Origin of the sequence: Pantoea sp. BJFS-204 (assembly GCF_049310725.1) — a bacterium.
GTDB classification, from domain to species: domain Bacteria; phylum Pseudomonadota; class Gammaproteobacteria; order Enterobacterales; family Enterobacteriaceae; genus Pantoea; species Pantoea agglomerans.
The window spans coordinates 228,777-244,866 of the sequence record NZ_JBMOWE010000003.1; the positions used below are offsets into that span (position 1 = coordinate 228,777).

Genomic DNA, 16,090 nt, shown 5'->3' on the forward strand with positions numbered 1-16,090 from the left:
AACAGGGCCACTCCCAGCTGGAATGGCCCGGAAACAGGCGATTAGTGCTCGCGCGTTTTGCGGAAACGGACGTCGGGGTAACGTTCCTGCGTAATATTAAGATTAACCATGGTTGGCGCGATATAAGTCAAATTATTGCCGCCATCGAGCGCCAGGTTAACTTCGTTTTTACGCTGGAAGTCCTCAAACTTTTTCGCGTCGCTGCATTCAACCCAGCGCGCCGTAGAGACGTTGATCGCTTCGTAGATCGCTTCGACGTTATATTCGCTTTTCAGACGGGCAACCACCACATCGAACTGCAGCACCCCGACCGCGCCCACGATCAGATCGTTGTTATGCACCGGACGGAACACCTGTACCGCACCCTCTTCCGACAGCTGAACCAGCCCTTTCAGCAGCTGTTTCTGCTTCAGCGGATCGCGCAGACGAATACGGCGGAACAGCTCTGGCGCGAAGTTCGGAATACCGGTGAACTTCATGTTTTCACCCTGAGTAAAGGTGTCGCCAATCTGAATGGTGCCGTGGTTATGCAGGCCGATGATATCGCCAGGATACGCTTCTTCAACGTGCGAACGGTCGCCCGCCATAAAGGTCAGGGCGTCGGAGATCACCACATCTTTGCCGGTGCGCACCTGACGCAGCTTCATCCCTTTTTCATATTTACCGGACACCACACGCATAAAGGCCACGCGGTCGCGGTGTTTCGGGTCCATGTTGGCCTGGATCTTAAACACGAAGCCGGTGAACTTCTCTTCTTTCGCTTCAACCGTACGGGTGTCGGTGTCACGCGGCATCGGACGCGGTGCCCATGCCACCAGGCCATCCAGCATATGGTCAACGCCAAAGTTACCCAGTGCGGTGCCGAAGAAGACCGGCGAAAGTTTGCCGCTCAGGAAGGCTTCCTGCTCAAACTCGTGCGATGCACCCTGTACCAGCTCCAGCTCTTCACGCAGCTGTGCCGCCAGATCGTCACCGACTGCGGTGTCGAGGTCCGGGTTGTTCAGCCCCTTCACGATGCGGACATCCTGAATGGTGTGGCCTTTACCGGTCTGGTAGAGATAGGTCTCATCTTTGTAGAGGTGATAAACCCCTTTGAACAGCTTGCCGCAGCCGATAGGCCAGGTGATCGGTGCGCAGGCAATTTTCAGCTCGCTTTCCACCTCATCCAGCACTTCCATCGGGTCGCGGATGTCACGGTCAAGTTTGTTCATAAAGGTCAGGATCGGCGTATCGCGCAGACGGGTAACTTCCATCAGCTTACGGGTACGATCCTCGACGCCTTTAGCGGCATCAATCACCATCAGACAGCAGTCAACCGCGGTCAGCGTACGGTAGGTATCTTCCGAGAAATCTTCGTGACCCGGGGTATCCAGCAGGTTCACCAGGCTATCGCGATAGGGGAACTGCATCACCGAGGTGGTAATGGAGATACCACGCTGTTTCTCCATCTCCATCCAGTCCGACTTAGCGTGCTGGTTAGAGCCACGGCCTTTTACCGTACCGGCGGTCTGGATAGCCTGTCCGAACAGCAACACTTTTTCGGTAATGGTGGTTTTACCGGCATCCGGGTGCGAAATGATCGCGAAGGTGCGGCGGCGTGCCACCTCTTCTAAAAAGGGATTAGACATGGAATTCTTCTCAATAGGCAGCGCAACTTACTGGCGCTGCTGATAAATCACGGTGGCCGGCAGAACCTTACCGGCGGGTAAACGGTGCCAAAAACGATCTTTCATCGTTGGCGGGTCAGCGCGAAGTTACATTGGCGTGAATTCCGGTTACCTGGTCAGCTTTAAGGCGGCATAGCATACAATATTTTGCGCGCGCGGCCTACAGGGAGAGGGGCAGGATTTCAGGGGCGGGGAATCGGGGAAAGGTGGATGCCGCAACAAAGCGGGACGGGTCTGCACCCGCTCCGCCTCCGTTATCCCAGCACCTTTCTGACGCAGGCTTTGAAGATCTGCACACCAATCTCCAGCGAGTCGAGATCAAAATGCATGTCGGGATGATGCAATCCTGGCGTCAGGTTGGTGCCCAGTCCCCAGAAGCCCGCTTTAACACCCGGACGCTTCACCGGATAGTAGAAAAAGTCCTCGCTGCCTGGCGTGGTCCGGGTTGACAGCGCGCCCTCTTCGCCCAGCACCTCGACAATCGCGGCGCGGATCACCGCCGTCGCCTCATCATCAATCTCGGCGGCGGGCATCTCTTTTAATACGCGGACCTCGGCGCTGGCACCCAGTGCCGCCACGCTGTGAGTAATGGCGCGCGTGACCTGCTCTTTCAGCAGCGTCATCGGCCCGTTCTCCTGCGAACGCAGATCCCACACTACGCGGGCTTCATCCGGCACCGAGTTGGTGACACCGGCATCGCACAGGAAGCGGGTCGCTTTGACGCTCCAGGTAAGGCCGGGCGAGAGATGGATGGCGTTGACCGCCTGAACCGCCTGTACGGCAGCATCCAGCGCATTTACCCCAAGGTGCGGACGCGCCGCATGGGCGGGCTGGCCTTTGATGGTCGCTTCCAGCGTGCTGCAGGCTGAGTAGAGTACCGCAGGCACCGCCTGGCCGACCACGCACTCCTCCAGCGGACGCAGATGGAACCCCAGAATCATCTCCACATCATCCAGTGCGCCACCTTCGATCATTGAGAGCGCACCGGCGCCCAGCTCCTCGGCGGGCTGGAACAGGATCTTCAGCCGGCCACGTTTCACCGCGCCCTCCTGCAGCAGAGCCGTCGCCGCCGTCAGCACGACCGAAGAGTGACCGTCGTGACCGCAGGTGTGGCGCGCACACGGCACGCCATCAATGATGTGCCCCAGCGCATCCATATCCGCGCGCAGTGCCAGCACCGGACCCGGCACACCGCTGTCGATCTCGGCCACAATGCCGGTGGTGTTATTGATATTGCGCGTCACCTTCAGGCCCGCTTTCTCCAGCTGATCGGCGATGTAGGCCGACGTTTTCACCTCCTGAAAACCCAGCTCCGGAATTTCGTGCAAATAGTGGTAATGCTCTAATACCTTAGACACAGCGTTACTCCTGAATAAACAGACGCATAACAGACATTGCGATCAGCGCGTTGATGATGCTCACCAGCATCAGCAGCGGCCAGTATTTTTTTGGCACATCGGCCACGCCCAGCAGCCGTCCCATATATTGCAGCTGCGATCCCATCAGGAAAATCGCCGGGGCCAGAATCGTGATATCCGCGCCGGTCAGCAGCCCTTTGGTCAGCAGACTCACCGCTACGCCGGTACCCGCCGACGATGAGAGCCAGGCGGTGAGCAGCACCGTAATTGCCTCACCCGGCAGGCCGAACAGCCCCATCACTGGCGCAAAAACGTGCCCGAGAAATTGCATGATGCCGAGCAGATTGAGCACTTATGCCAGCACATAGGCCATCACCACATTTGGCATCAGGTTGTGAATGGCGATGTGAAAGCCTTTACGCGCGCCGGTCACAAACACATCAAAGGGATTACTGCTGGTCGTGATTTTATTTTCCATCGGCGAAATCCTTCTTATAAACACTGTTTAACACAGCGCGCGTTATCGCCGCACCGACAAATTTCAGCACGAACATTAATAAGAGCGGAATAATAATCGGCAGCGTCATTGAGGCGAATAGCGCGGAGCCGATGGCGAAGTAATTATTGATTAAGCCAGCACCGGAATATTGCCAGGCACTCATCACCACCACCTCTTTTTTACCGATCTGTTTCTGGTCGGCCATCTCTTTGGTTAATGCCGCGCCCGCGTCGGTACTTTGCAGGTCGGTGATTAATGCCAGACCGCAATGGCCCGGCAGCCCCATCAGCGGCTTAAGCAGCGGCGTCAGCAACCGATGCGCCGCGCGAATCGCGCCGTAGTGGGTGAAGATTTCCAGCACGCCCAGCGCCAGCATCACCGTGGGCGTCAGCGACAGCGCAAACAGGAAACCCGCTTTGGCACTGAGTCCGCCTGCGCCAATAAAGGTGTTGCTGGCGGGATCTTTCATGGTGCCAAAGCTGCCGCCCAGCGTGGTGAAGTCAAAGGCGCCCAGCCATGAAAGACCCTCGACGTTATAAAACAGCCCTGAGAAAAACAGGATGGCAAAAATTAACGCGACATAACTGCCTTTGGTCGCCGTCATTTTTGCCGGACTAATAACACTTTCATCTGACATTATTTTCTCCTGATAACCTGGCTTGCCGCCTGTTCCCTGCCATGGCAAGTTTCAATATATGGAACTGAGTTCTAAGCATGATTTATGCCAGAGCCGATCGGCGCGCGATGATTAATGGCCCTGCTGCCACCACCGGGCGTTTAATCCACGACATGACTGTTATGGCTCTGCGAAATATCTTTTTCTGACGGCAACGTGATATTTCCGGCGCGTTATCAGATGACCGCTATTTCTCCAGCTTCAGCGGCGATTGCACCAGCAGGATAGCGACCGGGCGCACTATCATGGTGCTGAAACCCTGATTTTGTTGCCCGATAAGGAGTGATGCAGAATGAGAATCGCTCGCATTCAATTTGCGAAATAATTCTATTTAAATCAATCAGATAAATTGGCTGTTTTTGCGGAAAAGCCTTCGCTTTACTAACATATTTGATGCATAATTCACCGACTATACCTGTTTATTTAACATCTTCTTAAAAGGACTCGGCCATGCTGACTGCTGAAATGACTGGGCGTTTAAACGACCAGCTGAACCTGGAATTTTTCTCTGCCAATCTTTATCTGCAAATGAGTGCCTGGTGCAGCGACAAAGGCTTTGAGGGTGCCGCTTCCTTCCTGAAGATGCATTCACGCGAAGAGATGCAGCATATGCAGCGTCTGTTTGATTACCTGAGCGATACCGGCGGCATGCCGGTGCTGGGTACCATCGCTGCGCCGCCAGTTTCTTTCACCTCGCTGAATGAAATTCTGCAACAGGCGCTGGAGCATGAGCAGCTGATCACCAGCAAAATCAATGAACTGGCCCATGCTGCCATGACCTCACAGGATTACTCTACCTTCAACTTCCTGCAGTGGTATGTTGCCGAGCAGCATGAAGAAGAGAAACTGTTCAAAACCGTGCTGGATAAACTGGCGCTGGTCAGCAACAGCGGCAACGGTCTGTTCCTGGTCGATAAAGATCTGGGCCGCATGAGCACCGAGAACCACGCAGAATAATGTTTATCGGCCCCTTTTCGGGGCCGATCTTATTGCCGTCTTGCTGACACCACTGCACCGCTATTCCAGCCGGTAACTCGCGGCTTTCACGCCATTCACCCACAGTTCACGGCTTTCACCCGCAGGTAGTAACAGCGCGATCTCCCGCCAGGCTGGCTGGTAATCTCCACGTTTTTCCACCGTCAGGTCGATACGCGTGGCGCTGCTGCTGAGCGTCCAGCGAAGCCATAGCGCATTACCCTGTTGCCAGCCGTGGCTCTCGCCATCGTCATCAAACATTTCGCCTTGAGTCTGCACGCCTTCAGGGGCAGGCCATAGCTGCCATTGCCGCACCGTATCACGCCGCGCATCGGTGGTGCTTTCGCACTCGCCCAGCGGGATCACCGCACCGGCCCTTACCAGCAGCGGCAGCCGATCCAGCGGCGCATCCAGTGTGATAGTCTCGCCGCCCGCAAACGCCTTGCCGCTGTGCCAGTCATACCAGCCGCCGCGGTTACGGGGCAGATAGACTTCACGACTGCGCGCGCCCTGCTCCACTACGCTGGCGACCAGCAGATCGCGCCCCAGCATAAAGTCATCACACTCCTGATAGGTCAGCGGATCCTGCTCGTGATCGAGGAAGGTCGGGCGCAGCATCGGCTCATCTTCCACGCTGGCCTGCCACGCCAGGTTATAGAGGTAGGGCATCAGGCGATAGCGCAGCCGGATCGCCTCGCGGATCATCGGTGTGACCTCCGGGTACATCCAGGGCTCGTTTACCGTGTGATCGTCATTCCAGGAGTGGATAGTAAAGCGCGGGTGCATAACGCCATTCTGAACCCAGCGCACAAACAGCTCGGCATCCGGCTTATCGCCCGAGAAGCCGCCGACATCGTGCCCGACGTTAAACAGCCCGGAGAGGCTCATCCCCAGTCCCATGCGGATGTTGTAGCGCAGCGTTTGCCAGCTGGTGCGGTTATCGCCGCTCCAGGTCTGTACATAGCGCTGCATCCCGGCGCAGCCGGAACGGGAGATCAGATAAGGGCGTTTGTCCGGTGCAAACTGCTGCTGGGCTTCCATTGAGGCGCGCATCATCAGCAACGGCATTACCGGCCGGATATGCTTGATGGCGATCGGCTGACCAAAACCGTGACAGCGCGCTTCGCCATCCCACACCTCATATTCGTTGTTGTCATTCCAGGTGGAATCAATGCCCTTTTCCAGCAGCTGCCGGGTGACATTCTCCTGCCACCAGCGCACCGCCTGCGGATGAGTGAAGTCGAGGTGCGAGCCTTCATCGTCCCAGAACACCGACCGCTCAGGACGATCCTGCTCAGAGTCACGAATAAACAGCCCCTGCGCAGCCACTTCCTGATAGCGCGGATGATCCTGCAGCAGGCAGGGTTTGATGTTGGCCGCCAGCTTCATTCCGGCAGTATGAAACGTGTCGCTCAGCGCATTGGGATTCGGGACTTTGTCGTAGTTCCAGTTGAAGACGTAGCGCTTGTTGTTAATCGAGGTGTAACCCGAAGAGAGCTGGAACGAGTCGCAGGGAATTTCATGCTCGCGACACAGACGGATAAAGGATTGCAGCTGCTGTTGCGCGTCGGGCGCGTCGGTATAGTGCATGGTGGACCCGCTGTAGCCCAGGCTCCACTTCGGCTGAAACAGGGTGCGACCGGTCAGACGCACAAAGGCTTTGGTGACGTCGAGCAGCGTCGGGCCCAGCATCATGTAGTAATCGAGATCGCCCGCCTCGGCGCGGTAGCGACGATAAGGGAGATGGTAGTTATCCAGCTCATTCCCCAGATCGAGCCAGCTGCTGCTCAGGTTGTCATAAAACAGGCCAAAACTGACGCCATCGCGCTGCGTCAGGGTAAACGGAATATGTTTATAGAGCGGATCGGTGCTGGCGGCGTTGTAGCCCATGGCGTCCAGATTACGCATCTCAAAACGGCGGTTAACGCGGTTCAGGTCGCCGCTCTTCTCGCCCAGGCCATAAACCCGATCCTGCGGCTGGCGACGCTGATAGTGCTCGACTCCATCACCGTGCGCATTGAGCAGATAGGCACCGGTGTGACGGTCGGCGGCCAGCGGCTGCCAGCTCTCACCATCAAACTGCTCCCAGCTCAGGCAGAGCGGCTGATGCACCGTGACACGCAGCCGTTGCGTGCTGATGCGCAACTGCTGCGCATCGTGTTCAACCTTAAATGCCGGCAGCATAAAGCCATCCAGCGCCTCACGATCCCGCCCCTGCCAGGGCACGTCGCTGACAGGGGCAATGCTCCAGGTGCGGTTCAGCGCCAGCTCACCGTCGCGCTTCAGCAGCACGCGCATCAGCTTATCCTCCAGCACGTAAAGCCGCAGGAAATGACGATCTTCGACCTTGAGTTCAACAAAGTGATCGGCCTGCTGATGCAGCGTCCAGTTCTTCAGGGTTTTCATCGCGATATCCTTATGGGTTAGCAGGGCGCTGGCGGCGTTCGGCGACCAGCATCACCAGGAAAACGGCACCAATCAGGTCAAAGAAGCCCATCGCCACAAACAGCGGATTGAAGCCGATGGTATCGGCGGTGACGCCGATAATCAGCGAGAAGATAAAGCTGGCGATCCAGGCGCAGGAGCCGCGCATGCCGTTGACCGTGGCCATCTGGCGGCGATCAAAACGCTCCACCACCAGCGCGCTCAGCATGCAGGAGATCACCTGATGGCCGAAGCCACCGACGGAGATCAGGGCGATCGCCAGCCAGGGATCTTTTACCAGCGTCATCAGCGCCAGGGAGACCATTAGCAGTGCGCCGGTCACCGAACTGGCGACAATCGAATTGACGCGGGTGAGACCAAACCAGCGCACATAGATTTTGGTCAGATAGCCGCTGGCGACGCTGCCGAGGTCGGCGGCCAGAAACGGCAGCCAGGCAAACATCACGATCTGCTTGAGATCCATGCCGCGCTCATTGGCCAGATAGAGCGGCACCCAGAAGCTCAGGACCGCCCAGGCCGGTTCGGCCAGAAAAGCCGGGATGGCGATGCCGTAGAATTTCTTCTCTTTACCAATCACTTTCAGCGCGGTGAAGAACGGCAGTTTTTCCCCGATCGCTTCGTTGTCCTGATTAATAAAGGCCCGCTCTTCATCAGAGAGACGAGGATGACTCTCAGGCGAGTGATAGCCCCACCACCAGAGTGCAACCCACAGCAGGCCCAGCCCGCCGGTGAGCAGAAAGGCGCCCTGCCAGCCAAACGTTATGTGCGCGACATAAATAATCGGTGGTGCCAGCATGGCACCAATCGAAAAGCCGACGCCCGCCCAGCCCGCCGCGACCGGACGCTCCTTTTTCGGAAACCAGTCACCGATCGCTTTGGCGTTCGCGGGCGTTGCCGCCGCCTCAGAGGCGCCCATGACAAAGCGCAGCAATGCCAGATGCAGCCAGCTTCCCGCGCCGGCGTGCAGCAGACAGGTCACCGACCAGATCAGCGCACAGATCAGGAAGCCCATCTTCAGTCCGATCACATCGATCAGCCAGCCGCAGATTGGCTGAAACAGGGTATAGGCCAGCTGAAACGCCGCCACCACCCAGGAGTACTGTTCGGTCGTCATGTGCAGACTGTTTTTAAGTTCCGGTGCCAGAATGCCGAGCGAGTTGCGGGTGATGTAGTTGACGGTTACACCCAGCAGGAACATTCCCAGCATCCACCAGCGTAAATTTTTAATCACGCGCACCGTGCGGGATGCACTGATGGGTTTGGTTGTTGATTCGAGGCTCATTGTGCCACTCCTGATTGCCATTGATGACGCACACCGCCTGCTGGCGTACCGCGTGTCCTGTAACGAACTTAGAAAAGTGCGAAACGTGGGTACAGACACTTTTTTGCAACACTTTTCATGGCAGGCTGAATCCCGGCAGAAAATGGCACTGAAACGCTTATCTGACGCGATTCAGCAGGTTATGAAAAATTTTTCATCAGCAGATTTGAAGGCGATCACAGAATGAAACAAAGGCTGAAAGTAAGCGAGATTGCGGCACTCAGCGGCGTCTCCATCAGTACGGTGTCGCGGGTGCTGGCGGGTAAAGCCAATACCCGGCCCGCCACCCGTGACAAAGTGCTGGCCGTGGCGCAGCAACAGGGCGTGCTAAACAACCTGCACAGTGGTCGCCTGCTGCTGAATAACCTGATGGTTTTTGCCCCGCCGCGCGCCTTTGATGTACGCAGTGACATCTTCTACTACAAAGTGATTCAGGGGATCAGCCAGGCGGTGGAGCCGCATGAGGTGCGGCTGCGCTACTGCCCGCTGGAGGAGGTGGAAAGTGATGCGGCGCTGTTTATTGATAAGATGCAGCAGACCGAAGCGGCACTGCTGATCGGCATTGATGATGAGCATATTCATCAGCTGGCGGCGGAGATGAACAAACCCTGCGTGCTGATTAACGCCCGCGATCGCCGAATGCGCCTGCCTTCGGTCTCGCCCCATCATCAGCTGATTGGTGAATTCTCAGCGCGCTATCTGTTTGAGCAGGGACACCGGCAGATCCTGTCGCTGCATTGCTTACGCCGCTACACCATGGAGCAGCGATTGCAGGGGGTGCGCGACGCCTGGCATGCCATGAACCTGCGGTTTGACAGCCGCCAGCATCTGCTGACCCTGAACAGCTTCAGCAGCAATGAAGCGGCGGAGCGGCTGAGTGAATATCTGCGCCACTGCCCTGATGCGCTGCGCCCGACCGCGATTCTCGCCAGCGGTGATTATATTGCGGCGGGCGCCGTCACTGCGCTGGAGCAGGCCGGTCTGCGGGTGCCGCAGGATATTTCGGTGATGAGTATGGATGGCTTTAACCTGGCCGCTATCCACGATATTCCGCTGACCTCGGTGCAGGTGCCGCGTGATGAGCTGGGCGCAGCGGCAGTGAGAATGTTGCAGGAGATGCGACTGAATCCAGGCACACCCACCGGCAGCCTCCTGCTGAATGGCAGGCTGGTGGTGCGCGAGTCGGTGCGGCGCATTCGCGATAATCTCAGCCATGCGCCGGTCCAGCAGCATGGCCTCTATGATTAACACGGTATGGATTAACACGGTATGGATTAACACGCTATGGATTAACCCGGCGCGGATTAACCCAGCGTTTTCAGCCGCAGTTCCGACGGCTGAGGCCGTCCGAACAGGAAGCCCTGGAACAGGGTACAGCCCTCATCGCGCAGCTTAGCGAACTGCTCATCGCTCTCCACCCCTTCGGCAGTAATCTGGATATCAAGACTGCGACTCATGCCGGTGATGGCGCGGATAATCGCCAGCGCCTCGCGGCTGTCACCCATATCATTGATAAAGGATTTGTCGATTTTGATTTTGTCGAACGGGAAAGATCGCAGATAGCTCAGCGACGAATAGCCGGTGCCGAAATCATCCAGCGCAATCTGCACGCCCAGCGCCTTGAGATTTTGCAGGGTACGGATATTACCCAGCGAATCATCCAGCAGCACTGATTCGGTGATCTCAACCTCCAGCCGTGCCGGATCGAGACCCGACTCTTTCAGCGCGCCTTCCACCACCGGCACCAGCGAGCTGTTTTTAAACTGCAGCGGTGAGAGGTTGACCGAGACCGACTGCTCCCCTTCCCAGCTCGCCGCTTCGCGACAGGCTTCGTAGAGTGCAAACGCCCCCAGCATATGGATCAGGCCGGTCTCTTCAGCGATCGGGATGAAGTCGTTGGGCATGATCAGCCCGCGAACCGGATGATGCCAGCGCATCAGCGCCTCATAGCCAATGATGGTACGGTTATCACCGTTGGTGATGGGCTGATAGTAGAGCCGCAGATGCCCGCCGCTAATCGCATCGCGCAGATCGTTTTCAATCAGGCGTCGACTGCGCGCCACATCGTCCATCTCCAGCGTGAAATGCTCATAGCGGTTGCGACCGTTTCGTTTGGCTTCATACAGCGCCATGTCCGCACAGCGCAGCAGCTGCTCCGGCGTATTGGTGATGGTGGTGCTGAGCGCAATCCCCACGCTGAGCCCGACCGACAGATTATGGCCTTCAACGTTGACCGGCGGGCGAATCGCCTCAATCAGGCGCTGCGCCACAATGCTCGCCTCTTCATTACTGGCCACCGAAGGCAGCACGATGGCGAACTCATCGCCTCCGATACGCGCCAGAGTATCCTGGTCACGCAGCGCGTTACGCAGACGCTTAGCCACACTGCGCAGCAACTCGTCGCCAATCTGGTGGCCCAGCGCATCGTTCACATTTTTAAAGTTATCGAGATCAAGGCAGAGCGCGGCGGTCTGGCGCTGTATCTGACCGGCAGTGCGCAAAGCTTCACTCAGACGCTGGCGGAACAGAATGCGGTTCGGCAGGCTGGTGAGATTGTCGTGGTGCGCCATATGGTGAATACGGGCATCAGCAGCGCGCTGGTCAGTGACATCTTCCACCAGCAGCATCAGGTAGTTACGTCGCGCATCCTGACCGTTAATCGCGGTGGCGCGGGTATGCAGAATGCGTTCGCCGCTGGCGGTCATCAGCAACTGCTCACGCTCATGCATGCCCTCACTGCGCAGCGCAACATCCGCCAGATTATTAAAGTAATCGCTGAGTTCGGGCGACATACATTCATGCGGGCGCTTGTTGACGATCAGCGATTTCGACAGGCCGAACAGCTGCTGAGTGCGGTCGTTAACCAGCAGGATCTCGCGGGTGATCGCATCTTCAACGATCACGCAGGAGGGAATATTGGCGATGATGTTATCCAGGAATTTAGAGAGCGCGGTTTTCTGGGTGCTCTGGGCTTCAGCCAGATCCCTGGCGCGCAGCACCTGCTGCTCCTGCTCACGGCGTTCCGTGCGGTCGCGGGTGATCTTAGCGAAGCCGACCAGCTTACCGTCATCATCGTGGATCGCGTCGATGACCACATGCGCCCAGAAGGCGCTGCCATCTTTGCGGTAGCGCCAGGCCTCATCTTCAAAACGGCCGGTCTTAAGCGCGATACCGAGATTCGCTTCCGGGATGCGGTTCAGCCGCTCCTGGGAACTGTAAAACAGCGAGAAGTGCTGACCCACCACTTCATCCGCTTTGTACCCTTTGGCACGCTGCGCACCGGCATTCCAGTTCACCACCACGCCGTCGACATCGAGCATATAGATGGCGTAATCGGTGACCCCTTCTACCAGCAGACGGAAACGCTGCTCCTGCTCCCGTTGCTGACTGCGGACGCGCTGCTGTTCGGTGCAGTCGCGGGTGATTTTAGCGTAGCCCAGCAGCTTGCCCTGATCGTCGCGGATCGTGTCAATCACCACATGCGCCCAGAAGGCGCTGCCATCTTTGCGGTAGCGCCAGCCCTCATCTTCAAAACGGCCGGTGCGATAAGCAGTTTGCAGGTTCTGCTCCGGGACACGGTTCTGGCGATCCTGGGCGCTGTAGAAGCGGGAAAAATGCTGGCCGACAATCTCTTCCGCCACATAGCCTTTGGCGCGCTGTGCGCCGGCATTCCAGTTCACTACGTTACCGTCATGATCGAGCATATAGATGGCGTAATCGGTAACGCCCTCCACCAGCAGGCGGAAGCGCATCTCCTGCTCCCGCTCTTTGCGCTGCTGCTCCTGCTGCTGAGTACAGTCGCGGGTAATACAGGCGTATCCCACCAGCAGACCGGCGTCATTGCGTATCGGGTCGATCGTCTCGTGCGCCCAGAAAGCACTGCCATCTTTGCGATAGCGCCAGCCTTCGCTTTCATGGTGTCCGGCAGTGGCAGCCATATCCAGCCCACGCTGCGGCAGGCCCCGGCGGCGATCTTCTTCGCTATACAACAGGGCAAAGCTGCAGCCAATCATCTCGTCTGGCGTATAGCCTATCGTGCGCTGAGCACCCTGATTCCAGCTGCCGATGATACCGTCAGGTTTTAGCATAGTGATGGCGTAATCATTCACGCTTTGTACCAGCATGCGATAGATGACCTCAGAGTTATTATCCATTGTGATTAGCCTGCTGCTCTGTAGCCGGATGACGGCTTAGGAATGTTCTTAATAGCGTGCGCAGACTACAGCCGAAAAGAGCTGAGATGACAAGCGCATTAAGAAGATTAATCAGTGTTTATAAGGGGTTTATCGGCAGCGGCGAGTAAATGTTCAATGACTCCGTGGCGGCGGCGCGTCAGGCGACCCGCTCCCAGCGCGAGGAGAGCGAATAACGGTGCTGCCAGCAGAGCATTGCCGGACTTTGGCTCATCAGCTGCTGGCACTCTTGCGGCGCGACAAACGCCGGGATCACTTTCTGGGCCGCCGTCTGTCTGATCAGCGCCAGCTGATCGTCGAGGGGCGGATGCACATTCCACGGCAGCCAGCGTGCCATGCCGGATTGCAGCATCTCAAAGGCACGGGTGCCGCTGGAAACGTGACTGCTGAAGATCAGACGAAAGTCGGGCTGATGGCTGAGCTGCGCCGCCAGCCCGCTGTCAGCCACCGCATCCGCCGCGACAATTACCGTATCCGGTCGCCAGTGGTCGGGTGTTGCGACGCGCAATAACCGGGCCAGTGCCAGCATCGCCGCGGCGGGCAGGCTGTTGAGCGCCAGCAACTGCGCCACCTCTTCGCGCACCTGGGGACACATCACCACCGGCAGCCCGCGAGCGCTGAGCTGCAGCGCCATCTCAGGACCGCGCCCGTGCAGCGGCGCGGTGACCACGGCGCCCCCTTGTGCCGCCAGGGCCAGCGCGTCGATCTGCTGCGCCAGTCGCTGATTGCGGTCGCCATAGGAACCATCGGTAATCAACAGCCGTGCGCGTGGCGGGCAATCAAACGGCAACAGCAGCGATTCGCGACTCCAGTCGCCCATATAGGTGATGCCACCCGCAATCGGCAGATGAAACCAGATCGATCCTGGCGAATGCCCGCTGCGACCGGTAAAGAGATTCAGCGGCCCCAGCGCGCACTGGCCGCGCAATGGCAGGATGCGTCGCGCCTGAGCCGGCACGCCAGCCTCGCCCAGCTGCTGCCAGGTGATCTCACTGGCATAGACCGGCGGTGAACCGATGTCGGCCCAGCTATCCAGCGCCGCCGCGTGATCCACATGGGAATGGGTCAGGCAGAGCGCATCGACCTGGCCGATGGCGTCCATTGCGGGCCGGACGCCCGGCTCCGGCCCGGCACCTAAATCCCATAACAGACGGTATCCCTCTATCTCCAGCAGGAAAGCGGCCGGCAGTTTTCCGCCGACGCCGCTGATCACCGTCAGGCTTGCCATGGCAGGACTCCCTGCGGCAGACGGCGCGTCAGTCGTGAGGCCAGTAGCATTAAGCCCAGCACGATCCCAATCATCAGGCATCCGACCGCCGCCGCCAGCGGCGCCGATCCGCCTTCGTCCAGGAAAATAATGGTCGGGCCAAGCGTCTGGGTTTGCGCGGTAACCAGCAGCACTGAAACCTGTATTTCATTCAGCGCGGTGAGGAACACCAGCAGCGCACCGGCCAGCACAGAAGGCGCCGCCAGCGGCAGCAGGATGTCAGTCATCCGCCGCATCAGACCCGCGCCGCATAAGCGCGCTGCCTCATCCAGTGACGGTTCGATTTGCGCGAACCCGGCCAGCGTCGGCCTTAACACCAGCGCCAGGAAATTGGCCAGATAGGCCGCAAGAATAATCCACACCGTTCCGTAAAGGGAAAATCCCAGCAGCGGCAGTGGCCGCAGGAAAAACAGCATCGCCGCCACGCCGGTGACAATGCCGGGCAGCGCATAGGTCAGCTCACTGGCGAATCCCAGCCCCCGCACCAGCCGGGTACGATGCCAGCTGAGAAAGAAAGCCAGGAACAGTGCCATGACGCTGAGCAGCAGCGCCGTCAGGCCGGTGAGCCACAGGCTGGTAAAGAACGCCTGCCGTATCGCCGGATAGCCCCACAGCGCCTGCTGAAAATTCTCCAGCGTCAGGGTTTGCCAGTTCAGAGCCTGACCGAAACCGCGGGTTAAGGCGGTTGTCAGCAAGGCGCTGAGCGGCAGCAGCAAGGTGATCACCATCCACAGCCAGGCGATGATTTCGCCCGGCAGTCGCGCGCGCCCCAGCGGCCGGTGCCAGGGTCGTGGCGATCCGCTGACCCGGACATCGCGCCGTCCACCCAGCCAGCCGCTAATCAGCATTCCGGCGAGGGTGATCAGCGCAATCAGCATCGAGTAGACGGCGGTATTGGGCAGCGCACCGGGGCCGAGGGTATTGAGCTGCTGATAAACCAGCGTAATCAGCGTCGGCACCCGCGCCGGAATACCCAGCATCGCCTGGATACCGAAATTCCCGACCGCAGCGACAAACGCCAGCGCCGCCCCGGCGAAGATCGCGGGGCGCGCCAGCGGCAGGATCACCGTGAACAGAATCTGCCGGGGTGATGCGCCGCTGATACGGGCCGCCTCCACCAGTTCGGCGGGGAGTCGACGCAGGCCGGCCCGCACCGTGAGGAACACCAGCGGCGCATTGTGCAGACCCAGCAGCAGCACCATGCCGGTCGCGGAATAGAGCGGTTGCTGACCGGGTGCCAGCCACGTCCCGCCCAGCGCACTCACCGCTGTGGCCAGCAGACTGCCCGGTGCCAGCGCCTGTATCCAGGCCAGCGCAGTCACCTGCGGCGGGATCATCAGCGGCAGGATAAAGGCGAATACCCAGGCCGCTTTGGCACGCAAATCGGTGAGCGCCACCAGCCAGGCGGCCACCGTTCCCAGCAGCAGCGACAGCAGCGTTGCGCTGATGCCGATCGCCAGGGTATTCAGCGTGGCGCTGAGCACCCGCCGGCTGGTCAGCAATCTCAGCAGGCGATCGCTATCCAGTATGCCATCCGGTGCCAGCGCGGTTCCCATCAGCCGGGCAAAGGTTGCCACCGACAGCAGGCCGATCACCAGCACCAGTATGCCCAGCACCAGCGGTTCCGCCCGCCATCTGCGATGCCTGGCGGCCTGGCCTCTTCGCCATTCGTTGCCCAGCACGCTCACG

Annotated in this window: 11 protein-coding genes and 1 pseudogene; 3 read left to right on the top strand and 9 right to left on the bottom strand. The window is 58.7% G+C overall.

What is annotated here, in order from left to right; translation table 11 throughout:
- Positions 1 to 41 precede the first annotated feature (41 nt).
- From prfC to ACO6VX_RS12215, 4 genes and pseudogenes are all read right to left on the bottom strand, one after another.
- Positions 42 to 1,628, bottom strand: coding sequence for a peptide chain release factor 3 (gene prfC / locus ACO6VX_RS12200; protein WP_010671098.1), 1,587 nt, complete (start codon positions 1,626 to 1,628; stop codon positions 42 to 44).
- Between the two features lie 293 nt (positions 1,629 to 1,921).
- A complete protein-coding gene (locus tag ACO6VX_RS12205) occupies positions 1,922 to 3,025 on the bottom strand; it encodes a M20 peptidase aminoacylase family protein (protein WP_033758792.1) in 1,104 nt (367 codons plus the stop codon).
- A gap of 4 nt (positions 3,026 to 3,029) precedes the next feature.
- Positions 3,030 to 3,503: pseudogene (locus ACO6VX_RS12210) on the bottom strand (YjiG family protein).
- Positions 3,493 to 4,161, bottom strand: coding sequence for a nucleoside recognition domain-containing protein (locus tag ACO6VX_RS12215; RefSeq protein WP_422458143.1), 669 nt, complete (start codon positions 4,159 to 4,161; stop codon positions 3,493 to 3,495). Before ACO6VX_RS12215 ends, ACO6VX_RS12210 begins: the two are co-directional and overlap by 11 nt.
- Before the next feature lie 489 nt (positions 4,162 to 4,650).
- Here ACO6VX_RS12215 and ftnA point away from each other — a divergent pair, with 489 nt between their 5' ends.
- Positions 4,651 to 5,157, top strand: a complete 507-nt coding sequence (gene ftnA / locus ACO6VX_RS12220; RefSeq protein WP_010248984.1) for a non-heme ferritin — start codon at positions 4,651 to 4,653, stop codon at positions 5,155 to 5,157.
- Positions 5,158 to 5,217: 60 nt separating this feature from the next.
- Here the strand turns inward: ftnA and ACO6VX_RS12225 are convergent, their stop codons facing one another.
- Both ACO6VX_RS12225 and ACO6VX_RS12230 read right to left on the bottom strand, forming a co-directional pair.
- A complete protein-coding gene (locus tag ACO6VX_RS12225; RefSeq protein WP_422458144.1) occupies positions 5,218 to 7,581 on the bottom strand; it encodes a TIM-barrel domain-containing protein in 2,364 nt (787 codons plus the stop codon).
- Positions 7,582 to 7,591: 10 nt separating this feature from the next.
- The gene (locus ACO6VX_RS12230) at positions 7,592 to 8,902 is read right to left on the bottom strand and encodes an MFS transporter (protein ID WP_010248988.1); all 1,311 of its coding nucleotides are present in this window, start codon (positions 8,900 to 8,902) and stop codon (positions 7,592 to 7,594) included.
- Between ACO6VX_RS12230 and ACO6VX_RS12235 the strand changes: the two genes are divergently transcribed.
- Together ACO6VX_RS12235 and ACO6VX_RS12240 are read left to right on the top strand one after the other, a co-directional pair.
- Positions 8,874 to 9,128 (top strand): hypothetical protein, encoded by a 255-nt coding sequence (locus tag ACO6VX_RS12235; protein WP_132499402.1) that lies wholly within the window; start codon positions 8,874 to 8,876, stop codon positions 9,126 to 9,128. The two genes, ACO6VX_RS12230 and ACO6VX_RS12235, sit on opposite strands and share 29 nt — an antisense overlap.
- Positions 9,125 to 10,189: a LacI family DNA-binding transcriptional regulator gene (locus ACO6VX_RS12240; RefSeq protein WP_010248992.1), complete on the top strand. Its 1,065-nt coding sequence runs from the start codon at positions 9,125 to 9,127 to the stop codon at positions 10,187 to 10,189. The genes ACO6VX_RS12235 and ACO6VX_RS12240 overlap by 4 nt, the downstream gene beginning before the upstream one ends.
- 56 nt (positions 10,190 to 10,245) lie before the next feature.
- On the opposite strand, the gene ACO6VX_RS12245 is transcribed toward ACO6VX_RS12240, so the two are convergent.
- The 3 genes from ACO6VX_RS12245 to ACO6VX_RS12255 form a co-directional block, all read right to left on the bottom strand.
- Positions 10,246 to 13,095 carry a sensor domain-containing protein gene (locus tag ACO6VX_RS12245; RefSeq protein WP_422458145.1) on the bottom strand — a complete coding sequence of 950 codons (2,850 nt, stop codon included), beginning with the start codon at positions 13,093 to 13,095 and terminating at the stop codon, positions 10,246 to 10,248.
- Positions 13,096 to 13,273: 178 nt separating this feature from the next.
- The gene (locus ACO6VX_RS12250) at positions 13,274 to 14,362 is read right to left on the bottom strand and encodes an MBL fold metallo-hydrolase (protein WP_124890330.1); all 1,089 of its coding nucleotides are present in this window, start codon (positions 14,360 to 14,362) and stop codon (positions 13,274 to 13,276) included.
- The gene (locus ACO6VX_RS12255; RefSeq protein WP_422458146.1) at positions 14,350 to 16,089 is read right to left on the bottom strand and encodes an ABC transporter permease; all 1,740 of its coding nucleotides are present in this window, start codon (positions 16,087 to 16,089) and stop codon (positions 14,350 to 14,352) included. Before ACO6VX_RS12255 ends, ACO6VX_RS12250 begins: the two co-directional genes overlap by 13 nt.
- Between the last annotated feature and the right edge of the window lies 1 nt (position 16,090).